Origin of the sequence: Pseudooceanicola sp. LIPI14-2-Ac024, from assembly GCF_042188925.1 — a bacterium.
Lineage (GTDB): Bacteria > Pseudomonadota > Alphaproteobacteria > Rhodobacterales > Rhodobacteraceae > Pseudooceanicola.
Genome location: NZ_CP170102.1, coordinates 3,809,412 through 3,833,204, shown reverse-complemented (window position 1 = coordinate 3,833,204; position 23,793 = coordinate 3,809,412). Strand labels below are relative to the sequence as shown.

The 23,793-nt window shown below is 67.5% G+C and carries 19 protein-coding genes and 1 pseudogene; 8 read left to right on the top strand and 12 right to left on the bottom strand.

Annotated elements, in window-relative coordinates; all coding sequences use genetic code 11:
- Nucleotides 1-50: 50 nt before the first annotated feature.
- From ACE2AC_RS18860 to ACE2AC_RS18850, 3 genes are read left to right on the top strand one after another with little or no spacing between them, the layout of a single operon-like run.
- Nucleotides 51-1,607: an acetolactate synthase large subunit gene (locus ACE2AC_RS18860; protein ID WP_375689184.1), complete on the top strand. Its 1,557-nt coding sequence runs from the start codon at nt 51-53 to the stop codon at nt 1,605-1,607.
- The gene (locus ACE2AC_RS18855) at nt 1,607-2,374 is read left to right on the top strand and encodes an aldolase/citrate lyase family protein (protein WP_375689182.1); all 768 of its coding nucleotides are present in this window, start codon (nt 1,607-1,609) and stop codon (nt 2,372-2,374) included. The genes ACE2AC_RS18860 and ACE2AC_RS18855 overlap by 1 nt, the downstream gene beginning before the upstream one ends.
- A 26-nt stretch (nt 2,375-2,400) precedes the next feature.
- Nucleotides 2,401-3,195 (top strand): enoyl-CoA hydratase-related protein, encoded by a 795-nt coding sequence (locus tag ACE2AC_RS18850; protein ID WP_375689180.1) that lies wholly within the window; start codon nt 2,401-2,403, stop codon nt 3,193-3,195.
- 34 nt (nt 3,196-3,229) lie between these two features.
- Here the strand turns inward: ACE2AC_RS18850 and ACE2AC_RS18845 are convergent, their stop codons facing one another.
- The 10 genes from ACE2AC_RS18845 to ACE2AC_RS18800 form a co-directional block, all read right to left on the bottom strand.
- Nucleotides 3,230-3,700: a VOC family protein gene (locus ACE2AC_RS18845; RefSeq protein ID WP_375689178.1), complete on the bottom strand. Its 471-nt coding sequence runs from the start codon at nt 3,698-3,700 to the stop codon at nt 3,230-3,232.
- 84 nt (nt 3,701-3,784) lie between these two features.
- The gene (urtE, locus tag ACE2AC_RS18840) at nt 3,785-4,480 is read right to left on the bottom strand and encodes an urea ABC transporter ATP-binding subunit UrtE (protein WP_375689176.1); all 696 of its coding nucleotides are present in this window, start codon (nt 4,478-4,480) and stop codon (nt 3,785-3,787) included.
- Nucleotides 4,481-4,483: 3 nt separating this feature from the next.
- Nucleotides 4,484-5,224 (bottom strand): urea ABC transporter ATP-binding protein UrtD, encoded by a 741-nt coding sequence (urtD, locus tag ACE2AC_RS18835; protein WP_375689174.1) that lies wholly within the window; start codon nt 5,222-5,224, stop codon nt 4,484-4,486.
- Nucleotides 5,221-6,450, bottom strand: coding sequence for an urea ABC transporter permease subunit UrtC (urtC, locus tag ACE2AC_RS18830; protein WP_375689172.1), 1,230 nt, complete (start codon nt 6,448-6,450; stop codon nt 5,221-5,223). The genes urtD and urtC overlap by 4 nt, the downstream gene beginning before the upstream one ends.
- A gap of 190 nt (nt 6,451-6,640) precedes the next feature.
- Nucleotides 6,641-8,611, bottom strand: coding sequence for an urea ABC transporter permease subunit UrtB (urtB, locus tag ACE2AC_RS18825; protein ID WP_375689170.1), 1,971 nt, complete (start codon nt 8,609-8,611; stop codon nt 6,641-6,643).
- An 87-nt stretch (nt 8,612-8,698) separates the two neighbouring features.
- Nucleotides 8,699-9,961, bottom strand: a complete 1,263-nt coding sequence (urtA, locus tag ACE2AC_RS18820; RefSeq protein ID WP_375692136.1) for an urea ABC transporter substrate-binding protein — start codon at nt 9,959-9,961, stop codon at nt 8,699-8,701.
- A 479-nt stretch (nt 9,962-10,440) separates the two neighbouring features.
- On the bottom strand, nt 10,441-11,178 hold the full coding sequence (locus ACE2AC_RS18815) for a peptidase (protein ID WP_375689168.1): 738 nt from the start codon (nt 11,176-11,178) through the stop codon (nt 10,441-10,443).
- Nucleotides 11,179-11,217: 39 nt separating this feature from the next.
- A complete protein-coding gene (locus tag ACE2AC_RS18810; protein WP_375689166.1) occupies nt 11,218-12,018 on the bottom strand; it encodes a transglutaminase domain-containing protein in 801 nt (266 codons plus the stop codon).
- A gap of 10 nt (nt 12,019-12,028) precedes the next feature.
- Nucleotides 12,029-12,970 carry an alpha-E domain-containing protein gene (locus tag ACE2AC_RS18805; RefSeq protein WP_375689164.1) on the bottom strand — a complete coding sequence of 314 codons (942 nt, stop codon included), beginning with the start codon at nt 12,968-12,970 and terminating at the stop codon, nt 12,029-12,031.
- Nucleotides 12,971-12,977: 7 nt separating this feature from the next.
- Complete coding sequence (locus tag ACE2AC_RS18800; RefSeq protein ID WP_375689162.1) at nt 12,978-14,405, bottom strand: circularly permuted type 2 ATP-grasp protein; 1,428 nt, start codon at nt 14,403-14,405, stop codon at nt 12,978-12,980.
- 335 nt (nt 14,406-14,740) lie between these two features.
- On the opposite strand from ACE2AC_RS18800, the pseudogene ACE2AC_RS18795 reads away from it, so the two are divergent.
- From ACE2AC_RS18795 to ACE2AC_RS18785, 3 genes and pseudogenes are all read left to right on the top strand, one after another.
- A pseudogene (locus ACE2AC_RS18795) lies at nt 14,741-18,081 on the top strand (DUF2126 domain-containing protein).
- A gap of 6 nt (nt 18,082-18,087) precedes the next feature.
- Nucleotides 18,088-20,520 carry a circularly permuted type 2 ATP-grasp protein gene (locus tag ACE2AC_RS18790; RefSeq protein WP_375689160.1) on the top strand — a complete coding sequence of 811 codons (2,433 nt, stop codon included), beginning with the start codon at nt 18,088-18,090 and terminating at the stop codon, nt 20,518-20,520.
- A 4-nt stretch (nt 20,521-20,524) separates the two neighbouring features.
- Nucleotides 20,525-21,412 (top strand): transglutaminase domain-containing protein, encoded by an 888-nt coding sequence (locus ACE2AC_RS18785; RefSeq protein ID WP_375689159.1) that lies wholly within the window; start codon nt 20,525-20,527, stop codon nt 21,410-21,412.
- Between the two features lie 7 nt (nt 21,413-21,419).
- Here ACE2AC_RS18785 and mobA read toward each other — a convergent pair whose 3' ends face one another.
- Entirely contained in the window at nt 21,420-22,028 is a 609-nt protein-coding gene (gene mobA / locus ACE2AC_RS18780) for a molybdenum cofactor guanylyltransferase MobA (RefSeq protein ID WP_375689157.1), read from the bottom strand.
- Between the two features lie 103 nt (nt 22,029-22,131).
- Between mobA and ACE2AC_RS18775 the strand changes: the two genes are divergently transcribed.
- Both ACE2AC_RS18775 and ACE2AC_RS18770 read left to right on the top strand, forming a co-directional pair.
- On the top strand, nt 22,132-22,875 hold the full coding sequence (locus tag ACE2AC_RS18775; RefSeq protein WP_375689155.1) for an AzlC family ABC transporter permease: 744 nt from the start codon (nt 22,132-22,134) through the stop codon (nt 22,873-22,875).
- Entirely contained in the window at nt 22,872-23,198 is a 327-nt protein-coding gene (locus ACE2AC_RS18770) for an AzlD domain-containing protein (protein WP_375689153.1), read from the top strand. The genes ACE2AC_RS18775 and ACE2AC_RS18770 overlap by 4 nt, the downstream gene beginning before the upstream one ends.
- Before the next feature lie 3 nt (nt 23,199-23,201).
- Here ACE2AC_RS18770 and ACE2AC_RS18765 read toward each other — a convergent pair whose 3' ends face one another.
- Nucleotides 23,202-23,786, bottom strand: a complete 585-nt coding sequence (locus ACE2AC_RS18765) for a hypothetical protein (RefSeq protein ID WP_375689151.1) — start codon at nt 23,784-23,786, stop codon at nt 23,202-23,204.
- Between the last annotated feature and the right edge of the window lie 7 nt (nt 23,787-23,793).

Here is a 23,793-nt window from a genome sequence, read left to right as displayed (position 1 = left end):
CTCCCCGCCGGCTCGGCAATCAATGGCGCAAGACCATGGGAGATTTTGGAATGACGAACGGGGCCGACCTGCTCTGCGACACCTTGCTGGCGAACGATATCGACGTCTGCTTTGCCAACCCCGGCACCTCGGAAATGCACTTCGTTGCGGCGCTCGACCGCAAGCAGAACATGCGCTGCGTGCTGGGCCTGTTCGAGGGCGTCGTGACCGGCGCCGCCGACGGCTATGCCCGGATGTCCGGAAAGCCCGCCGCGACCCTGCTGCACACCGGCCCGGGCCTCGCCAACGCGCTGGCCAACATGCACAACGCCCGCCGCGCCGCGACGCCGATGGTCAACGTGGTGGGCGACCATGCCTCGTACCACCTGCCGAACGACGCGCCGCTGACGAGTGATATCGAGAGCCTCGCGCATCCGATGTCGAAATACGTTCGCCGCTGCGCGGGCGCCGAGGACGTGAGCCGCGCGACGGCCGAGACCATCGCGCAGGCCCGCAACGCCCCGACCGGCGTGACCACGCTGATCCTGCCAGCCGATGCCGCCTGGGGCGAACTGCCCGACGACAGCCCGGTCCACATGGCCGCGCTCCGCGCACCCGGCCGGGTCGACACCGCCCGCCTCGACGCGGCGGTCAAGGCGCTGAAGGGCGGCGGCAAGCCGATCCTGATGCTCGCCGGTGCCGCCCTGCGCGAAGGGCCGCTGAAACGCGCCGCCCAGATCGCCGAGGCGACCGGTGCTCGCGTCATCGCCCAGCAGTCGAACGCGCGGGTCGAACGCGGCGCGGGCCGGGTGCCGGTCGAACGGGTGCCCTACCCGGTCGACCAGGCGACCAAATTCCTGGCCGGGACCACCACGATCGTCCTGATCGGCGCCAAGGCCCCGGTGACCTTCTTCGCTTATCCCGGGATGCCCACCACGCCGATCCCGCCGGGCTGCCAGGTGCTGGCGCTGGCCGATCCCACCGACAACGGCCCCGAGGCGCTGGAGCTTCTGGCCGACGCGCTTGGCCTGCCCGCCAAGGCCGAGGTCTCGGTGCCCAAGGCCGAGCGGCCCGAGCTGATGTCGGGCGAACTGACCACCGCCGCCATCGCGCGGGCCGTCGGCCATCACCTGCCCGAAAACGCGATCATCGCAGATGAATCCGTGACCTCGGGGCGCGAATTCTTCGGCTTCACCCACGGCGCGGCCCCGCATGACCACCTGCAGGTCACCGGCGGCGCGATCGGCGGGGGCATGCCGCTGGCCTGCGGCGCGGCGATCGCCTGCCCGGACCGCAAGGTCGTGAACCTGCAGGCCGACGGCTCGGCCATGTACACCAACCAGGCGCTCTGGACGATGGCCCGAGAGGGCACCGACACCTGCACGGTGATCTTCGCCAACCGCCGTTACGCGATCCTGCAGGGCGAGCTGAAGAACGTCGGCGCGGGCGAGCCGGGCGTGAACGCCAACAAGATGCTGAACCTCGACGAACCGGCACTCGACTGGGTGTCGCTGGCGAACGGCATGGGGGTCGAGGCGGTGAGCGCATCGACCGCGGAAGAGTTCAACGACGCCTTCGGTGCCGCGATGAAGCGCAAGGGCCCGTTCCTGATCGAGGCGCTGATCTGATGGCCGAGCTGCCGAAGAACGCGTTCAAGGCCGGGATCCGGTCGGGCCGCTGCCAGATCGGCCTCTGGACCGCGCTGCAGGGCACCGTGCCGGTCGAGATCCTCGCCAACGCGGGCTTCGACTGGCTGGTGCTGGATACGGAACACGCGCCGGGCGATCCCCTGACCGTGCTGCCGCAGCTGCAGACGATGGTGCCTTACCACGCCGCGCCGGTGGTCCGGCCGGCCTGGAACGACAAGGTGCTGATCAAGCGGTTCCTGGACCTCGGCGCGCAGACGCTGATCGTGCCATATGTCCAGAACCGCGAAGAGGCCGAGGAAGCCGTCGCCGCCATGCGCTATCCGCCGCGGGGCATCCGCGGGGTCGCGGGCGCCGTGCGCGCGTCTCACTACGGCAAGGTGACGGACTACATCGCCCGCGCCGAGGAAGAGCTCTGCCTGATCGTTCAAGTCGAAACCGGCGAGGCGCTGGAGCTTCTGCCCGAGATCGCCAGCGTCGATGGCGTCGACGGTGTCTTCATCGGCCCCGCCGACCTGTCCGCCAGCCTCGGCCACCCCGGCGACATGGGGCACCCCGAGGTGGTCGAGGCAATCGAGGGCGCGATCCGCACGCTGGTCGAAATGGACGTGCCGGCGGGCATCCTGACCTCGGGCGATTTCGCGCGCCGCTGCATCGAGCTCGGCGCGAGCTTCGTGGCGGTCGGCATCGACACGGGCCTTCTGGCCCGGTCGGCGACGGCGCTGGCGGGCGAGTTCAAGCAGGACTGAAACATACACGCGAGGAGGAGCGCGACATGGACAATCCACATCTCAAGACCGAGGCCCGCGGCGGCCTGCGCATCGTCACGATGAACCGGCCCGAGGCCAAGAACGCGATGAGCGCGGAGATGACGCAGGGCTTGGCCGACATCATGGCCGAGTACCGGCAGGACCCCGAGGTCCGCTGTGTCATCCTGACCGGCGCCGAGGGCTATTTCTGCGTCGGCGGCGACGTCAAGAACATGGCCGCGGGCAGCAAGCCCCGCACGGTCGAGGAAAAGGCCGCCGACCTGCGCCGCCGCATGGAATCGGTGCGCAACCTGCACGAGATGGAAAAGCCCACCATCGCCGCCGTCGAAGGTGCAGCGGCCGGCGCGGGCCTGGGCCTCGCGCTGGCCTGCGACTTCCGCATCGTGTCGGACACGGCCAAGATCACCTCGGCATTCGCCAAGGTGGGCCTGTCCGGTGACTACGGCGGGTCGTTCCTGGCCTCCCAGATCCTCGGGCCGACCAAGGCGCGTGAGTTCTGGATGCTCTCACCCATCGTGTCGGGCAAGGAAGCTGAGCAGATGGGCCTGATGACCCGCGCCGTCGATCCGGGCACGGCGCTGGACGAGGCGATCAAGCTGGGCGAACAGCTGGCCGCCGGCCCGACCCTGACCTACGGCCGGATGAAGCGGAACTTCCGCCTGATCGAACGCGGCGCGACGATGGGCGAACTGCTGGACAGCGAGGCGCTGAACCACGCCCTGTCGACCGAGACCGCCGATCACAAGGAGGCCGCGCAGGCCTTTGTCGAGAAGCGCGCGCCGAAATTCGAAGGCGCGTGATATGGCGCGGGGCCGCGACCTGCGGCCCTGCCCCTCAGGCCAGCATCGGTTCGTGCTTGCGGTCCTGGAACGACAGGACCTCGTGCTTGTCCGTCCAGACGGCCACCTCTCCCTCCATCCCGTCGGGATCGCGGAAGGTGATCAGCCGCACCGCGCCGAAATCGGTGATCTTGCCGTCCGACGCGCCGGCATCGACCAGACGGTGGCGCACGGTCTGCAGCACCGCCTCGCTTTCCACCTTGAGCGCGAAGTGATCGAGATGCCCGCGATGCGCCATGTCGTGACGCGCGTTTTCCTGCCCCGTCAGCACCGGCATCTGGAACGGGTGCAGCGCAAAGCCGCCGCCGAGGTCGATCAGCATGTGCCTGAGCGTGCCGCCCCCAGGGGCCGGTTCGCTGAGGTCGAACATGACTTTGCCCTCGAAGTGACCTGTGTAGAACCGGCCGAGGCGGTCAATGTCACTGGTGAAGATGGTCAGGTGGTGAACGCCGGATGTGATGGGCATGGTGGCTCCTCCGCTTGCGTGCGGGAAGCTTACACCAGAATCAGCCGTTCCGGCGCGGGCGTCGCGCCGATGTGAGCGAGCCGCTCAGACCGACACCTCGGCCATCAGCGTTTCCTTGGCGATCTCGCCCTTGGCGCCCGAGGCGGTGACCGCGCCACGCTTCATCACGTAGAACCGGTCGGCAAGGCCATAAGCGAACTCGAAATACTGTTCGACCAGCACGATCGCCATGGTGCCCTGGTCGCGCAGGTATTCGATCACCCGACCGATCTGCTGGATGATGTTGGGCTGGATGCCCTCGGTCGGCTCGTCCAGCAGCAGGAGCTTGGGCTTGGTCAGCATCGCCCGCGCGATGGCAAGCTGCTGCTGCTGCCCGCCCGAGAGGTCGCCGCCGCGCCGCCCGAGGAATTCCTTGAGGATCGGGAAGAGCTCGTAGATCTCGTCGGGGATGTGATGCTCGGACCGGGGCAGGCAGGCATAGGCCGTCTCCATGTTCTCCTTCACCGTCAGCAACGGAAAGATCATCCGCCCCTGCGGGACGTAGCCGATCCCGGCCTTGGCCAGCTGGTGCGGCGCCATCCGGCCCAGGTCCTGCCCGTCGAGGAAGACGTTGCCGCCCGACCGCGCATGGGTGCCCGAAATCGCCTTCAAGAGAGAGGTCTTGCCGACCCCGTTCGTGCCCATGATGCAGGTGACCTGGCCGGTCGCCGCCTCCATGTCGATGCCGTTCAGGATCTGGCTCTGGCCGTAATGCAGGGTGAGGTTTTCGACTTTCAGCATCTCTCAGCGCCCCAGGTAGACTTCGATGACCTGCGGATTGGCCGTGACATGGTCGAGCGATCCTTCCGCCAGGACCGAACCCTCGTGCAGCACCGTCACCTTGCAGTCGAGCCGCCGGACAAACTCCATGTCGTGTTCGACCACGACGACCGCCCGGGTCTTGGCCGCTTCCTTCAGCAGGTCGGTGGTGTGTTCGCGTTCGGCCAGCGTCATGCCCGCCGCCGGTTCGTCGACCAGCAACAGACGCGGCTCCTGCGCCAGCAGCATGCCGATCTCGAGCCACTGTTTCTGGCCGTGGCTCAGTTCGCCGGACTTGCGCTGGAGTTCGTCCTCCAGCCCGATTTCCGACGCCAGTTCCTCGACCCGCGCGCGGTCCTGGAAGCCGGGCTTCCAGAACAGCACCGGGACCGGCCCGCGCGCGTTCTTGACCGCCATCATCAGGTTGTCGTGGACGGTCTGATCCTCGAACACCGTGGGGCGCTGGAACTTCCGCCCGATGCCTGCCTGAGCGATCTTGGCCTCGGACATCTTCAGCAGGTTGCGCGACTGCTCGCCCCAGACCACGCGGCCCTCGTCGGGACGGGTCTTGCCGGTGACGATGTCCATGAAGGTTGTCTTGCCCGCGCCGTTCGGCCCGATGATCGCGCGCAGCTCGGCCTCGTCGATGGCGAAGCTGAGGTTGTTGATCGCGCGGAACCCATCGAAGGTGACCGAGACGCCCGAGACTTCCAGAAGCCTGCTCATCCCCGGCCCTCCTCTTCCTGCAGCGACCCCTTGTCTGGGCCGTAATCCGACCCGTGCCGGTCGGGTGCCTTGCGGTGACCGATCAGGTCGAAGAGCCCGCCGATGCCCTTGGGCGCGAAGAGCGTGACGAGCACGAAGGAGATGCCCAGGATCACCTGCCACCAATCGACCCAGTCGATGGTGGTGAAGCCGAGGTTCAGCGACGGCACCTGCCCGCCGGTGAACCATGTCGACACGAGGCTCACCACCGCCGCGCCGATGACCGCGCCGTAAAGCCGCCCGCGTCCACCGATGGCGACCCAGACGGCCAGGTAGATCGACGCGATCGGGGCCAGTTCGCCCGGGTTGATGATCCCCGCCTGCGGGTAGTAGAGCGCGCCGGCAATGCCCGCGATGATCGCGGTCAGGGTGAAGACGAAGAGCTTGTAGCCCTCGACCGAGTAGCCGAGGAAGCGCACCCGCGCCTCATCGTCCCGGATGCCGCGGATGACCGACCCGAACTTGCCCGAGACCACCCAGGCGCAGAGCAGGTAGCCGAGGCCGAGCGCCAGGGCCGATCCCCAGAGGAACCAGATCGAGATCAGGTCCTGCCCCGCGTCGACCCCGGGCAGGTTCTGCAGGCCGGAAAGTCCGTTGTTGCCGCGCAGGCCGCTTTCGTTCTGGAAGAGGTAGAGCGACAGCGCCAGCGTCATCGCCTGGGTCAGGATCGACAGGTAGACGCCGGTGACGCGCGATCGGAACGCCAGCCAGCCGAAGATCAGCGCCAGCAGCCCGGGCGCGATGATCACCATCGCCGCCTGCAGCCAGAAGGAATGGGCAAAGGCCCAGATCGGCGGGAAATCCGACGACCCGACCACGCCGAAGATCTGGGTGCCGATGGCATCTACCACCTCCTGCGCGGTTGGCGGGATGGCGGCGTTCGCCATGCTCTCGGTCACGATCAGCTCGGTCCGGGCGTACATCAGCCACATGCCGATGGAGTAGCCGCCGAGCGCGAAGAAGGCGAAATGGCCAAGGCTGAGGATGCCGGTGTAGCCCCACACCACGTCCATGGCGAGCGCGATGAGGCAGAGGCAGAGCGTCTTGCCCAGCGTCTTGACGAAGGAGGTCGAGATGAAGCCGGTGCCGTAGGCATGCGACATCACGGTGACCGCCACGGTGAAGAGCGCGAGGATCGCGAGGAAGATCAGGACGCTCGGGTTGCGGGCGATGAAGCTCTGTCTCATGGGCGCGGGCTCCGGCGGGGGGCGGCTTCGGGGCGGTCGGTGCGCGGCGTCTGCGCGGCGCCGGTGTCGGCGGCAGAGGGGGCGCTGCCCCCGTCGGGCCCATGGCCCGACTCCCCCGGGATACATGGACCAGGGGAAAGCAGGCGGAGCGGCGCGTGGTTGCGGTTGGCGGGCGGGCTCTGGTGCATGGTCAGTCTCCCGCCGCGCGGCCCTTGAGGGCGATGATCCCGCGCGGGCGGAACTGGATGAAGATGATGATGAAGATGATCATGTAGGTCTGCGCCGCCAGCGTGTTCGACGGGTTGAACCATTCGATCCCCTTCTGCAGGAAGCCGATCATCGTCGCACCGAGGAGCGTGCCCCAGATGTTGCCGACGCCGCCGACCACGACGGTCATGAAGCTGGCCACGATGTAGTCCTGCCCGAGTTCGGAGGTCACCTTGGCATAGAGGCCGATGGCCACCCCGGCGATGCCCGCGATGCCCGAGCCGAGGCCGAAGGTCAGCATGTTCACCCGGTCGGGGTTGATCCCCATCGACGCCGCCATGTTGCGGTTCTGGGTGACCGCGCGGGTTTCGAGGCCGAGCCGCGTCTTCTTCATCAGGAAGAGGATGAAGCCGAGGAAGATCAGCGCGAGGACGAAGATCGCGATCCGGATGTAGGAGATGCCGACCACGTCGTTGAACACCAGCGCCCCGTCGAGCCAGCCGGGCGAGGTCAGCGGGCGGGCCTGGGTGCCGAAGATGTTCTTGGCGATCTGCTGGAGCGCGATCGAGATGCCGAAGGTCGCCAGCAGGGTTTCCAGCGGCCGGTGGTAGAGCCAGCGGATCACCAGCCGTTCCATCGCCACGCCGGCGGCGAAGGTCACGGCAAAGGCGCAGGGGATCGCGATGATGATCGAGACGGTGTAGTCCGGCACGATCTGCTGGACGACGTATCCGGTGTAGGCGCCCATCATGATGAATTCGCCATGCGCCATGTTGATGACGCCCATCACGCCGAAGGTGATGGCCAGCCCGATGGCCGCGAGGAAGTAGATCGAGGCCAGCGACAGCGCATCAAGCGTCAGGTCGAGGAACTGGTGCAGGCCGACCTTGCGCTCGATCGAACGCAGCACCTCGCGCGCGCCGTCGGTGACGGTGGCCGAGGGTTCGGCATACTGGTCGTAGAAGGTGTGCGCTTCGAGCGCGGCCTCGACCTCTTCGCCGGTCGCGGCGGGCGGGGCGAGCCCCGCAAGCACGAGGCCCTCGTAGGCGCGGTCGCGTGCTTCGGTCGTGGACAGATCGCCGACCGGGACGCCACCGACGGCCCCGTCGGCCAGGTTGGCGGACAGGGCGTTGCGCTGGTCCTGCGGGGTCAGCCGCGCGGGGGCCATGCCGTTCGACACGAGAAGCGCATAGGCGGCCTCTTCGCTCAGCGCGTCGGAGCCGGGGCGGAGTTCGCGCGCCACATTGATGTCGCCGGGCGGGCTGTCGCCCGCGACCACCATGGTGCGGGTGGCCAGGATCGGGTTCAGGGCGGCGCGTACATCGACGCCAAGGTCGCCGCGGAAATGGTCCATCGCCGCGACCCGCACCTCGTCGGTGGCGCCGAACGAGATCGTCAGCAGCCGTTCCAGCCGTTCCTTCTGGGCGCGGATGGCAGGATCGGTCTCATCCTCGATCGCGTCGCGCAGGATCGGCAGGTGCGACTCGTTTCCGTTGCGGGCCAGGGCCGTCAGCGCGGCCATGCGCCGGGCCGGGTCGGGATCGCCGAGCTGGAACCGCACCAGCGCCGAGGCGATCAGCGCGCGGATGCCGGAGTTCGGTTTCAGCTGGTCGAAGTCGTCGTCGGGGAACTGGCCGATGCTTTCGGCCGTGGCGAAATCGAAGACGTCGAGCGTGTCGCGGTCGACCTCTTCGGCATAGAAGAAATGGCCATCGGCCTTGCGCTGCCACATCTCGCGCGCTTCCCACTTTTCCAGCACCAGCGGCGCGGCGTCGAGGTCGCTGTCGCGGATCGCGTCGATGGCTGGCTGGATCGTCCGGCGCGACGAGGCCTCGATGAGGTCTCGGTTGTCCTGCAGCACCTGCTGGATCGGCGCGATGTCTTGCGACAGGGTCGGCAGCGGCCAGCCGGCGAGCGTCAGGAGCAGCAGGGCCGCCCGGAAAAGTCGGATCATGGAGGCGAGGTCTCTGGCAGTCGGTGCAGGAGAGGAGACCGGCGGGAAAGGGAGAGATCCCGCCGGCCCCGGTGTCACGTCAAGTCGTCAATAGTTCGACTTGATCTGCACGCAGCTCTTGGTGTCGGTGTTGTACATGCCGCACTCCAGCTCGGCCCAGTCGGATTCCAGCACCGCGGATTCCGGCAGGAAGTCGGTCCAGGCGTCGCCCGGCACCGGGTCGGTTTCCGAGATGATGTCGAACTGGCCGTCGGCACGGATCTCGCCGATCAGCACCGGCTTGGACAGGTGGTGGTTGGTGCCCATGACGGCGGTGCCGCCGGTCAGGTTCGGGAACTCCTGGCCCCACATCGCCTCGCGCACGGCGTCGACGTCGGTGGTGCCGGCCGCTTCGACCGCGTTCACCCACATGTTGAAGCCGATGTAGTGGGCTTCCATCGGGTCGTTGGTCACGCGCTTGTCGTCGCCGATGAAGGCTTTCCAGGCGGCGATGAACTCTTCGTTCTCCGGGGTGTCGGCGGACATGAAATAGTTCCAGGCGGCCAGGTGGCCGACGAGGTTCGAGGTGTCGAGGCCCGAGAGCTCTTCCTCGCCCACCGAGAAGGCGACGACCGGGATGTCGTCGGCGGACACGCCCGCGGCGGCCAGTTCCTTGTAGAAGCCGATGTTGGCGTCGCCGTTGATGGTCGAGATCACGCCGACCTTCTTGCCGTCCGCGCCCAGCGCCACGACGTCGGCCACGATCTTGGACCAGTCGGAATGGCCGAAGGGGGTGTAGTTGACAAAGATGTCCTCCGCCGCGATGCCCTTGTCCTTCAGGTAGGACTCCAGGATGTTGTTCGTGGTCCGGGGATAGACATAGTCGGTGCCGAGCAGCGCGAACTTCTCGACGCCCAGTTCCTCAAGGTAGTAGTCGACCGCCGGGATCGCCTGCTGGTTCGGCGCGGCGCCGGTGTAGAAGACGTTCTTGGACGATTCCTCGCCCTCGTACTGGACCGGGTAGAACAGCAGGCCGTTCAGTTCCTCGATGACGGGCAGCACGGATTTGCGGGACACCGAGGTCCAGCAGCCGAACATCACGTCGACGTCGGAGACGGTCAGCAGCTCGCGCGCCTTTTCGGCAAAGAGCGGCCAGTCGGAGGCCGGGTCGACCACGACGGCCTCGAGCTGCTTGCCCAGCACGCCGCCCTTCTTGTTCTGCTCGTCGATGAGCATCAGCATGGTGTCTTTCAGCGTCGTTTCGGAGATCGCCATGGTCCCCGAGAGCGAGTGCAGAACGCCCACCTTGATCGTGTCCTGGGCGAAGGCGGCCGAGCTAAACATCAGCGAGCCGGCAGCAGCCCCCAGCATGGTTTTCAGAAAGTGCGACATGGTGGTGATAAATCCCTTATCGTCACGCCGCCGCGCGGATCAGTTGGCCGGCGGTTGAACCCCCGCAAGCTCCTCCCTAGATCCCCCGGACGACGTCTTGTTGCGTCTCGCGGTGGTGCGCTGTGATTTGGACGTCGCGCGCGCCACCGCATCCCCTGTTCGCGCCCTTGCGAACGCGAGGCTCAGCAGAACGACTTTGGGTCAGCCGGGGAATTGGGCATAGAGAGGCGCAACAGCGCATCGCGTCGTTTGCCCAATTTGCGGGCGTTTCGCGCCATATCTGCCCGCAAATTGGGCAGCGCGCCTATCCCAAGGTTATCGTCACAGGGCTGTTACGGTCGCTTCCCATCCGAAATGAGTCGCATTTTCCGGTCCGCCCACGGGCGCTTCCGGCGGCGACGGCACGTCGGCGCGGCAACCGGCATCGGAATTCTGGTGCGGCGGTCGGCGGGCGCCGTTCAGTCCGGCATCTCGAACCCGGGCAGCGCGTTGAACGCATCGCGCAGCGCCCCGCCCCACCCGTTCGAGATCACCTCGAAATAGGCGTCCCCCGACTCCACCCGGCCGACGAGGCCAATTCGGAACGTCTCGGATTCATAGACGTGCCAGTCGAGCGGCAGTGCGACCGAGAGGTTGGCCTTGATCGTGCTGTCGAAGGACACGAGCAGCAGCTTGATCGCCTCTTCGAAGCTCATGTCCGGATCGTAGGCGCGGATCAGGATCGGGCGGCCGTACTTGGTCTCACCGATCTGGAAGAACGGGGTGTCGTCGCTCGCCTCGATGAAGTTGCCCTCGGGATAGATCAGGTAGAGCCGCGGCTCACCGCCCTTGATCTGGCCGCCGACGATCAGCGTCGCGCCAAACGCGCTGTCGGCCTGCTGGCCGTAGTCGGCGTGCTGGGCAATCACCTCTTTCAGGGTCGATCCCACCAGCCGCGCGGCCTGGAACATCGACTCCACCTGCAGGATGTCGGGCGAGCGCTCGGACGGATGCTTTGAGCGTTCCTGCAGCAGCGAGATCACGGCCTGGGTCGTCGCCAGGTTGCCGCTGGTCATGATCGTGATCGACCGGTCGCCGGGCGTCTCGAAGGTGAACATCTTCCGGAAGGTCGAGATGTTGTCGACGCCGGAATTGGTCCGGGTGTCCGACATGAACACGATCCCGCGGTTCAGCTGAACCCCCACGCAATACGTCATCTGCGCGCCCCTTCCGGCCCTCGATTCGACCGGACGAGTCTATTGCTGAACCTGCAACGAAACGCAAAGCTCTTCGGCGGCGTCACCCTGCCTCAGGCCGTGGACCGGCGCGGCATCGGCGTAGTCGCGGCCGACGGCGACCCGGACGTAGCGGTCATCGGGGCAGACTTCGTTCGAGACGTCGAAGCCGACCCAGCCCAGCCCCTCGACCCAGACCTCGGCCCAGGCGTGGCTTGCCTCCTGCTCGGTCACGCCATCCATCATCAGGTAGCCCGAGACATAGCGCGCCGGCAGGCCCAACTGACGGGCGGCCGCGATCATCACGTGGGCGTGGTCCTGGCAGACACCCTTGCCGGCGGTCAGCGCCTCTTCGGCGGTGGTGGCGGCATGGGTCGCACCCTTGGTGTAGCTCACCGCCTCGCCCACGGCCTCGGACAGCGCGTGCATCCCGCCCAGCTGGTTCTCGGCCACCTCGCCCTCGACCTGCTTGGCCAGCCTGCGCACGTGTGCACCCGGCGTCGTGGCCGTGGTCTTGCGCAAAAACATCCAGTTCGGAACGAGGCTGCGGCTGGTGCCGACGACACCTGACCGGTCCTCGACCTCGACCTCGCCCTCACTGACGATCTCCAGGCGGTCGGCATCCTCCATTAGAACGAGGTCGACATGGTTGCGGTACTGGTCCTCGAAACTGACCTGCTTGCTGCCGCCGGTCAGGGTGGATTTCCACGACACAACCTTCTGCCCCATGGCGTCGCGCGGGGTCAGCCGCAGTTGCAGCAGCGCGTAGTGCACCGGCTGGTCGTAGGTGTAGATCGTCTTGTGCGAGATCTTCAGTCGCATCGTCTTGGCCCTATCCGTAGAAACGGAAATCTTCCTGGATTTGCCCGGCCAGCCGGGCGGTGTTGGCAATGCTGCCTTCAAGGAACTCGTGCAGTCCCTCGTCGAAGATCGAGTCGATCTCGCAGTTCTCGAGTTTCTCGTGCGTCTGCAGCGCGAGGTCGAGGCAGGGCAGCTCTCCGACATGTTTCTGCGCAAGGTAGCGCAGGTTGCCGGCGATCTTGGAGTAGCAGAACGCCAGGGAACGCGGCATCCGCTTGTCGAGAATGAGGAAGGCGGCGATGGCGCGCGGCGTCGTCTCGGCCTCGTTCAGCCAGCGGAACGAACGGAAGGCGCTGACCGACCGCAGGATCGTTTCCCACTGGGCATTGTCCATCGAGGACCCGACAAAGGCGGCCGACGGCAGCAGGACGTAGTACTTCACGTCGAGGATCCGCGCGGTGTTGTCGGCCCGCTCAACAAAGGTGCCGATGCGGGCGAAATCAAAGATCTCATTGCGCAGCATCGTCCCGTGCAGGGCGCCCCGCACAAGGCTCGATTGCTGCCGCACCGTTGCCAGCACGTCGGCGAGGTTCTTGACCGACACGGGCCGGCGCAGTTCCTCCTTCATCGTCATCCAGGTCTCGTTGGTCGCTTCCCAGACCTCGGAGCTGAGGGCGGTGCGCACCATCCGCGCGTTCGACCGCGCGGCCTCGATCACCGACATCACCGACGACGGGTTGTCCCGGTCGCGCAGCAGGAAGTTGATCACGTGCCCCTGTTCGAAGGTGTCATATTTCTCGAGGTAGAGCTCGCGCACCCCCGCGGTGGTCACGATGCTTTCCCATTCGGCTTCGGCGCTTTCCGATCCGGTCAGCGCGATCCGGAACCCGGTATCAAGCAGGCGCGCGGTGTTTTCGCTGCGTTCGAGGTAGCGGAACATCCAGAAAAGCCCGCCGGCAGTTCTTCCCAGCATCGGCATGTCAGTCCCCCAGAACCCAGGTGTCTTTCGTTCCGCCGCCCTGGGAGGAGTTCACGACGAGCGACCCCTCCTTCAGCGCGACGCGGGTCAGCCCGCCCGCCGTGATGTAGACCGAGTTGGGCGAGACCAGCACGAAGGGCCGCAGGTCGACGTGGCGTGGCGCGAGGCCCTTCTTGGTCATGATCGGCACGGTCGACAGCGCCAGCGTCGGCTGGGCGATGTAGTTGCCGGGCTTGGCGCGCAGCTTGGCCTCGAACTCCGACAGCTCCTTCTTCGAGGCCGCCGGTCCGACCAGCATCCCGTAGCCGCCCGATCCGTGCACCTCCTTCACGACGAGGTCGGCGAGGTTGTCGAGCACGTACTTCAGGCTGTCGGGTTCCGAGCAGCGCCAAGTCGGCACGTTCTTCAGGATCGCCTTTTCGCCGGTGTAGAACTGCACGATGTCCGGCATGTAGCTGTAGAGCGCCTTGTCGTCGGCGATCCCGGTGCCGGGCGCGTTGGCGATGGTGATGTTGCCCGCGCGGTAGACGTCCATGATCCCCGGCACGCCCAGAAGCGAGGTCGGGTTGAAGTTCAGTGGGTCAAGATAGTCGTCGTCCACGCGGCGATAGATCACGTCGAGCGGCTTGTAGCCCCGGATCGTACGCATCGCGACACGGCCATCGACGATCCTGAGATCGCCCGCCTCGACCAGTTCGGCGCCCATCTGGTCGGCGAGGAAGCTGTGTTCGAAATAGGCCGAGTTGTGGATACCCGGCGTCAGCACCGCCAGCGCGGGCTTGCTGCCGGTGAAGTTCGGCGGCGCGGCCTCGGACAGGGACCGGCGCAGCTCGGCCGGGTAGCTCGACACCGGCTTCACTCGCATCTGGGTGAAGAGCTCGGGGAACATCTGCAGCATCGTCTCGCGGTTCTCGAGCATGTAGCTCACGCCCGATGGCGTGCGGCAGTTGTCCTCGAGCACGTAGAAATCGTTCTCGCCCGTGCGGACGAGGTCGGTCCCGACGATGTGGGTGTAGACCCCGCCCGGCGGTGCGACGCCGACCATCTGCGGCAGAAAGGCTTCGTTGTTCTCGATGATCTCGGTCGGGATGCGCCCGGCCTTAAGGATTTCTTGCCGGTTGTAGATGTCGGCGAGAAAGGCGTTGATCGCGCGCACCCGCTGCTCGATCCCGCGCTCCAGCATCCGCCATTCCTGCGCGGCGATGATCCGGGGCACGATGTCGAAGGGGATCAGTCGTTCGTCCGCCTCGGACTGGCCGTAGACGTTGAAGGTGATCCCGATCCGCCTGAAAAAGGCCTCGGCCTCGGTCGACTTCTTCAAAAGGGTCTTCGGGTCCTCGCCCGAAAACCAGCCTGCGTAATCCGAATACGGGGCCCGGGCCGCGCCCGAACCATCCAGCATCTCGTCAAAAAATCGATTGTCCGTCATTCCGTCCTTGTCAGTTCAGGATGGCGCGCAATGGCGGCGCGGCTTTGCCCGGGCGGTGTGTCGCCCCCAGCCTAGCACATATTGGCTGCCCCTCTACTGCCTTGATCCTGCGCAATTGATCGGGCGCATACAAGACTTGCCGATGAACTAGTTCTGTGATGCCCGGAAAACAGGCAAATCGTTCGACACCCAGCAACGAGGCGCGAAACCGCTTTGTGAAACAGCATGTTATGCATCGCTGATACCGTGCAGAGCCGCACTGGCGGCACCGCATGCTTGTTCCGAGGCCTCTGGGCTGTCATGCAATAGGAAAGAGATTTGCACGGGCCGCCACCATGTCGATTCACGCCGCGATCCATCACCTGACGCACTACAAGTACGACCGGCTGGTCAATCTCGCGCCCCAGATCATCCGCCTCAGACCGGCGCCGCATTCGCGCACGCGGGTCATCTCTCATTCGCTCAAGGTGGGGCCCGAGCCGCATTTCGTGAACCACCAGCAGGACCCCTACGGCAACTGGCTGGCGCGGTTCGTGTTCCCCGAACCGGTGCGCGAATTCCGGATCGAGGTGGACCTCGTCGCGGACATGTCGGTCTACAACCCCTTCGACTTCTTCGTCGAGGACAGCGCCGAGGAGTGGCCGTTCGACTATCCGTCCGAGGTGACCGAGGACCTGTCGATCTACCGCACGCCCGAACCGATGGGCGCGCGGCTGCAGGCCTTCATGAAGACGCTGCCGCGCGACCACAAGCGGACAGTCGATTTCCTTGTCTCGCTCAACACCCATGTCGCCAACCACGTCGACTACACCATCCGGATGGAGCCGGGCGTGCAGACGCCCGAGGAGACGCTGGAACGGGTGTCGGGATCGTGCCGGGATTCCTCTTGGCTGCTGGTGCAGGTGCTGCGCAACCTCGGCTTTGCCGCGCGCTTCGTCTCGGGCTACCTGATCCAGCTGAAGCCCGACCTCGTGTCGCTCGACGGGCCGCCGGGGACCGACCACGACTTCACCGACCTGCACGCCTGGGTCGAGGTCTACCTGCCCGGCGCGGGCTGGATCGGGTTCGATCCGACCTCGGGCCTGCTGGCGGGCGAAAGCCACATTCCGCTGGCCGCCGCGCCGCACTACCGCAACGCCGCGCCGATCGCCGGCATGGCGTCCTACGCCGAGGTCGATTTCTCGTTCGACATGAAGGTGAACCGCGTCAGCGAACACCCCCGTATCACCAAGCCCTTCAGCGACGATGCCTGGGACAGGCTGAACGCGCTTGGCCGCAAGGTCGACGCGCAACTGGCCGAGGGCGACGTGCGCCTGACGATGGGGGGCGAGCCGACCTTCGTCAGCATCGACGACTTTGAAAGCGCCGAATGGAACACCGCCGCCGTCGGCCCGATGAAGCGCGGGCTGGCAGACAAGCTGATCCGCCGGCTGCGCGACCGCTTCGCGCCGGGCGGATTCCTGCATTACGGCCAGGGCAAGTGGTATCCCGGAGAGACGCTGCCGCGCTGGACGTTCAGCCTCTACTGGCGCCGCGATGGCAAGCCGATCTGGTCGGATGAAAGCCTGATTGCAGCCGAGGACGCCAAAACCGGCGCCGGCCCGGCCGAGGCCGAGGCACTGATGGCCACGATCGCCGAGGACCTCGGACTGGGCGCGGACTACGTTGCCCCCGCCTTCGAGGACCCGGGCGAGTGGATGCTGAAAGAGGCGAACCTGCCCGAGAACGTCACGCCCGAGAACAACAAGCTGAAGGACCCCGAGGAACGTCATCGCATGGCGAAGGTGTTCGAACGCGGGCTGACGGAACCCTCGGGCTACATCCTGCCGGTCCAGGCTTGGCAGTCGCAGGCCAGTGGCCGGCGCTGGCGGTCCGAGAAATGGAAGCTGCGGCGCGGCCGGATCTTCCTCGTCCCCGGGGACAGCCCGGTCGGCTACCGCCTGCCGCTCGGCACGCTGCCCTACGTCCCGCCGGCGCAGTACCCCTATACCTACATCGTCGATCCGACCGTCGACCGCGATCCCCTGCCGGACTACCACGCGCAGGAAGGGATGCCCGAAACCACGCCCGAGCGCAGCCAGCCGGTCAGCGCGCCGCAGCCTGCCGGGCCGGTGCAGGACGTGATCGAACAGCAGCTCAGCGAACTGGGCGGCGCCGTGCGCACCGCGCTGTCGGTCGAACCGCGCGACGGGCGGCTCTGCGTCTTCATGCCCCCGGTCGAGGCGCTCGAGGACTACCTCGACCTGATCGCAGCCGCCGAACGCGCAGCGGAGAAACTGGGCCTTCCGATCCATATCGAGGGCTATTCCCCGCCGCACGATCCCCGGATGAACGTCATCCGCGTCGCCCCCGACCCGGGCGTGATCGAGGTGAACATCCACCCCGCCGCCAACTGGGAGGAATGCGTGGCCACCACGCAAGCCGTCTACGAGGAGGCGCGGCAATGCCGCCTCGGCGCCGACAAGTTCATGATCGACGGGCGCCATACCGGCACCGGCGGCGGCAACCACGTCGTGGTGGGGGCGAGACCCCGAACGATTCGCCCTTCCTGCGGCGGCCCGACCTGCTGCGCTCGCTGATCCTCTACTGGCAGCGGCACCCGTCGCTGTCCTACCTCTTCTCGGGCCTCTTCATCGGCCCGACCAGCCAGGCGCCCCGGATCGACGAGGCCCGGCACGACACGCTCTACGAGCTCGAGATCGCGCTGGCGCAGATCCCCGACCCGGACGAAGGCTATCCCCAGCCGCTGCCGTGGCTGGTCGACCGCCTGCTGCGCAACATGATGACGGACGTGACCGGCAACACCCACCGGGCCGAGATCTGCATCGACAAGCTCTTTTCCCCCGACGGCCCGACCGGCCGCCTCGGCCTGATCGAGTTCCGCGGGTTCGAGATGCCGCCGGACGCCAAGATGTCGCTCGCCCAGCAGGTGCTGATCCGCGCGATCATCGCCCGGATGTGGCATTCCCCCATCAAGGGCAAACCCGTCCGCTGGGGTACGGTCCTGCATGACCGCTTCATGCTGCCGCATTTCGTCTGGGAGGATTTCCTCGACGTGCTGCGCGACCTGAACGACCATGGCTTCGCGGTAGAGCCCGAATGGTTCGTCGCCCAGCAGGAGTTCCGCTTCCCGTTCTGCGGCGAGGTTGAGTACGAAGGCGTTCAGCTTGAGCTGCGGCAGGCGCTCGAACCCTGGCACGTGCTGGGCGAAACCGGCGCGATCGGCGGCACCGTGCGCTACACCGACAGTTCGGTTGAACGGCTGCAGGCGCGGGTCAAGACGATCTTCCCCGACCGCTACGCGCTCCACTGCAATGGCCGCCCCGTTCCGCTGGCCGGCACGGGCACCACCGGCACCTTCGTCGGCGGCATCCGCTTCAAGGCTTGGCAACCGCCCGAGGCGCTGCACCCGGTGCTGCCGGTCAACGCGCCGCTGCATTTTGACATCTACGACACCTGGACGCGGCGGGCGATCGGCGGCTGCACGTACCACGTCGCCCATCCCGGCGGGCGGAACTACGACACCTTCCCGGTCAACGGCAACGAGGCCGAGGCGCGCCGCCTCGCCCGGTTCGAGCCGATGGGTCACAAACCGGGCGTTTATGTGCCCGCGCCGGAACAGGTTCACCCTGACTTTCCGACGACCCTCGACCTGAGGCGATCACCCGGGATATGACGTGCCATGGACGACACGGCACGCGATCTGACGACGGACCAGGGGGTGCAGCGGCTTCTCGCTGACTACGCCCCGCTGGCGGGCGTGGCCGACGAACTGCTGGACGCCTCGGGCCGGATGCGCCCGGTCTGGGCCGATTTCATCGACCACCTGGCCGGTCAGCCGCCGGACGAGATGGCGGGCCGGTTCGCGCGTGGCGATCTCTACCTGCGCGACGCGGGCGTCTACTTCCGCCGCTATGCCCCGCAGTCCCGCGGCGACAGGGACTGGCCGCTCAGCCACATCCCGGTGATCCTGCACGCGGACGAGTTCGAACGCATCTCGGAGGGGCTGATCCAGCGGGCCGAGATCCTCGAACGCGTGGTCGCCGACCTCTACGGCGCGCAAAGCCTGATCACCTCGGGGCAGCTGCCCCCCGAGGTCGTCGGCGACAATCCCGAATGGCTGCGCCCGATGGTCGGGATCCGGCCGGTATCGGGGCACTACCTGCATTTCCTCGCCTTCGAGATCGGGCGGTCGCCCGACGGCTCGTGGTTCGTCCTCGGCGACCGGACGCAGGCGCCCTCGGGCGCGGGCTTTGCGCTGGAGAACCGGATGGCGACCGGGCGGGTATTCCCCGAGGCCTTTGCTACCGCCCGCGTCACCCGCCTGGCCGGGTTCTTCCGTGCCTTCCGCGCACAGCTCGACGCCCTGCGCGAGGAGGCCAGCGAGAACGGCCGCGCGCCGACCAATTCGCGTCCGGCGATCCTGACGCCCGGCCCCTCGACCGACACCTATTTCGAACACACCTACATCGCCCGCTACCTCGGCCTCATGCTGCTCGAGGGCGAGGACCTGACCGTCCTGAACGGCCAGCTGATGGTGCGCACCGTCGCCGGGCTGAAGCCGGTCTCGGTCCTGTGGCGGCGGCTCGATGCGTCGTTTGCCGACCCGATGGAGCTGAACGAGAAATCTCAGATCGGCACGCCCGGCCTGGTCTCGGCCCTGCGCGAGGGCACGGTGAGCATGGTCAACATGCTGGGCGCCGGCGTGCTGGAAACCCGCGCGATGATGGCCTTCCTGCCGCGGATCGCGCGGCACCTGACCGGCGAAGAGCTGAAGCTGCCGAACATCGCGACCTGGTGGTGCGGCCAGTCGGCCGAGCAGGCCCATGTCGCCGGGAACGCCGACCGGATGATGATCGGCCGCGCCATGTCGACCGCCCTGCCCTTCAGCCGCGAGGCCGACCTTGCGCTCGGGGGCGAGTTCACCGACGGGGCCGAACACGGCGAGTTGGCCAGCTGGATCGCCGAGAACGGCCGCACCCTCGTGGGGCAGGAGGCAGTGACGCTGTCCACCACCCCGGTCTGGGAGGGCGACCGCTTGGTGCCGCGCCCGATGACCGTGCGCATCTTTGCCGCCCGCACCGCGCAGGGCTGGCAGATCATGCCCGGCGGCTACGCGCGGATCGGGCGCAGCGGCGACACCACCGCGCTGGCGATGCAGCAGGGTGGATCGGTTGCCGACGTCTGGATCGCCAACGACAAGCCGGTGCCGCAGGACACGCTGATGTCCGCGCGCGGCAAGGCCCTGCGCGAGGCGCCTTCGGTCTTGCCGTCGCGGGCGGCGGACAACCTGTTCTGGATGGGCCGCTACGTCGAACGCTCGGAAAGCTCGATCCGCCTGCTGCGCGCCTGGCACCTGCGGCTGGCCGAGACCGGCGGCCGCGCGGCGCCGCAGCTTTCGGGGCTGGCGGCACATCTCAAGGCGCTCGACATCGACCCGTCCCGCCGGGTACCACCCGCGCTTGTGATGCAGATTTCGGCCGCCGAAGGCTGCGCCGGCAAGGTACGCGACCGCTTCTCGGTCGATGCCTGGTGGGCGCTGCACGACCTGGCGACCACGGCGCAGAGCCTCGACGGCAAGGCCGTGGCGGGCGACGACACCGCCCGCGCCATGGGCCTGTTGCTGCGCCGCACCACCGGCTTCGCCGGCCTCGTGCACGAGAACATGTACCGTTTCACCGGCTGGCGATTCCTCAGCTTCGGCCGGGCGCTGGAACGGGCCGACAACCTGGCTCACCTGCTGGGCAGCTTCACTGACGAGGCCGCGCCCGAGGGCAGCTGGGACCTGCTGGCCGAGCTGGGCGACAGCGTGATGACGCATCGCCGCCGCTACCGCTCGGACACCTCGCGCGACACGGTGGTCGACCTGCTAGCGCTCGATGCGAACAACCCGCGCTCGATCCTCTTCCAGGTCGAGGCGATGTGCGATCACGCCGCCCGCCTGCCCGAGGCCGAGATCAGCGGCAAGATGCAGGCTCTCGGGCGCGACCTGATGCGGATCCGGACCGAGCTGAGCGTCGGTGACCCCGACGACTGGCCGGCCGAGCGGTTCCACGAGCTGCGCACCGACCTGTCGATGGTCGCGGCGCACCTGGCTGTCGGCTACCTGGGGTGACGCGATGCTCTACGACATCGGCCTGACGATCGAACACGGCTACGCCAGCCCCGCCGAGGGCGCGCGCACGCTGACCCACCTGCTGCCCCGCACGCTCTGGGGGCAACAGACGCTGATCACCGGCATGATCGAGGCAGACCCCTGGCCGGCGGAGCGCATCGACCGCACCGATTTCTTCGGCAACCCGGTGACGGAGTTCGCCTGGCGCGAGCCGGTCGAGTCGCTGATCCTGACCCTGCAGGCCCGCGTGGAACGCAGCGCCATGCCGACGACGATGGACCTGTCACCCGACCTCGCCGGGCTGGACCGCGAGGTGTCGCAGGTGCGCGACATCGGACCGAACAGTCCGCACCATTTTCGTGGCGCCTCGCCCCGGGTCGCGCTGCACCCGGCGATGACCGCCTTTGCCCGCGACTGCGCCCCCCCGGGCACCACCGCGCAGCAGGCAGTTGTCGCCATCGGCAAGCGGCTTTACCGCGAGATGGATTTCGACGCCGACGCGACCGAGGTCGATACCCCGCCAGCCGAGGCGTTCGAACACCGCCACGGGGTCTGCCAGGACTTCACCCACATCATGATCGCCTGCCTGCGCGGCATCGGGATCCCGGCGGCCTACACCTCGGGCTTCCTTCGCACCCTGCCGCCGCCCGGCAAGGAGCGCCTGGCCGGGGCCGACGCGATGCACGCCTGGGTCCGGGCCTGGGTCGGGCTCGAAGGCGGCTGGATCGAATTCGATCCGACCAACGACCGGATGGTGGGCACCGACCACATCGTCGTGGGCTATGGCCGCGACTATTCCGACGTGGCCCCCGACCGCGGCGTGCTGCGGACCTGGGGCGAGCAGGAGAGCAACCAGGCCGTCGACGTGATCCCGGTGGAAGAGGCCGCCTGACGCGTCCTCACCCCGCCAGCAGCGCCTCGGCCCGCGCCAGGTCCTCGGGCCGGTTCACGTTCAGGAACGCCACCCCGCCATCGGCAAAGACCGCCACCGCGGCGCCCTGCGCCTCGGCCCATCGGCCCAGCCGCCGTTCGCCGCCCCGCAGGGTCGCGCGCAGACCTTCGCGCAGGGAAACCGGCCAGAGCGCGCAGGCCGGGTGCAGGCGCGGCCCCTCGGCGCCGGGCTCTGCGGCGACGGCCAGCGGCGGATCCCGCCCCTCGGCCGCCAGCAACAGCCGCGGCACGAGGTCGGGCGGCAGGAACGGCGTGTCGACAGATACGGTCACCAGCGCCGCTGCGCCCTGTCCCGCCGCCCAGTCGAGCCCGGACAGCACGCCCGCCAGCGGCCCCAGTCCGCCCGGTTCGCCATCGGCCAGCACCGGCATCCCGTAGCCCGTGAACCGCGCCGGATCGCCTGCCGCGCTGATCGCACAGGTCGCGACCTGCGGCAGGAACCGGTCGGCCACATGCGCGATCAGCGGTCGCCCGGCAAGGGGCACGAAGGCCTTGTCGACGCCGCCCATGCGCCGTCCCTGTCCGCCGGCCAGGATCAAACCCAGCGGCTCCGTCATGGTGCGGGCCCAAACGATTGTTTCACGCAATGGCGCTGCTGCAATTGCATCCCCCTTCCGGCGGCGTTACGTCTCCGGTCCAGGAACCTACGGACAATCCCCGATGACGACCACCGTCAAATCCGCCTACTGGAAAGGCGTCCGGGACGGCGCGCCCTTTTTCCTGGTCGTGTCGCCCTTTGCGCTGCTGTTCGGCGTGGTCGCGACCGAGGCCGGGTTGAACGTCTGGGAAGCGCTTGGGTTTTCCGTCGCCGTCATTGCCGGCGCGGCCCAGTTCACCGCGCTCCAGCTGCTGCAGGACGACGCCCCGGCGGTGATCGCGCTCGTCTCGGCCCTGGCGGTGAACCTGCGGATGGCAATGTATTCGGCAACCCTGACGCCCTACCTGGGCGAGGCGCCGCTGTGGAAGCGGGCCTTCGTGGCCTATTTCCTCGTCGATCAGAGCTTTGCCATGTCGGTCGGCACCTTCGAGCGGAACAGGGATTGGTCGATCCCGGTGCGGCTGGCCTACTTCTTCGGGGTCGTCACCCCGGTCTGCCCATTCTGGTACGTCTTCACCCTGGTCGGCGCGCTGATCGGGGACGCCATCCCGCCGGCCTTTGCGCTCGATTTCGCGATGCCGATCACCTTCATCGCCATGGTCGCGCCGATGCTGCGCTCGGTCCCGCACCTGGTGGCCTGCTTCGTGGCGGTGGTCGCGGCGCTGGTGCTGGTGTCGCTGCCGCTGAACCTGGGCCTGCTGATCGCGGGCCTCCTGGGCATGATGGCGGGCGCCGCGACCGAGAAGCTGATGGAACGCCGCCGCCCCGTCGTAGTCGAGCCCGCGTGCCAGGAGGCCGCCGAATGATCGATCACGTCCAGCTCTGGTTCGTCATCGCCGGGCTTGCCATCGGCAGCTTCGGCCTGCGCTTCGTGTTCCTGGGGCTTGTCGGAAACAAGCCGATGCCGGAATGGCTGCTGCGTCACCTGCGCTACACCGCCGTGGCGATCCTGCCCGCGCTGGTCGCCCCGCTGGTGGTCTGGCCCGCGGCCACCGGCGGCGAACCCGATCCGGCCCGCCTCGGCGCGACCTTCGCGACGCTCGCGGTCGGCATTGCCACGCGCAATGTCTTTGCCGGCATCCTCGCGGGTGCGGTCACGCTCTTCGGGTTGATGGCCTGGCTGGGCTGAGGATCAGCCGCCCGCGGGCGGGGTGAAATCCTCGTAATAGGTGCGCCGGGGCGCGCCGGTGATCTCGACGAAACTCTCGGCCACCGTCTCGGGGTAGAACGAGGTGCGGATGCCCTCGAACCCCGGAAGCTGCTTGAGGATCGCGGCCGTGCTGGTGGCGCACTGGGTCTGGCCCACCGGGCCCCGCGCGATCGCCAGTTGCAGCGCCTTCTCGGCCACCTCGGGCGAAACCGCGACCTCGTTCGCAACGACGTGGTAGGTCGCGCGGGCGTGCATGCTCTCGTATCCCAGCTGCATCCGCGGGGTGATGCCGTAAAGCACGTCGCCCCGGCGCGGCGTTTCCTCGTGGTGGAACGACCCGGCCGGGTCGAAGATCACCCGCTGGGAGCCGTTGATCAGCAGCGCGGTATGCGCACCCGCGCCGCTGGTGTTGTTTACGATCGTGTAGAGCGTCAGCGACGGCTTCGCCGGATCGGAATAGGCAAACCGCTGAACCTCGGCGAGCGAGGCACCGCCGGTGCGCTGGCCCTCGCCCGCGCAGGCGGACAGGGCGACCAGGGCCAGAACGGCCAAGCCTTGGCGCAGCATGGGAAGT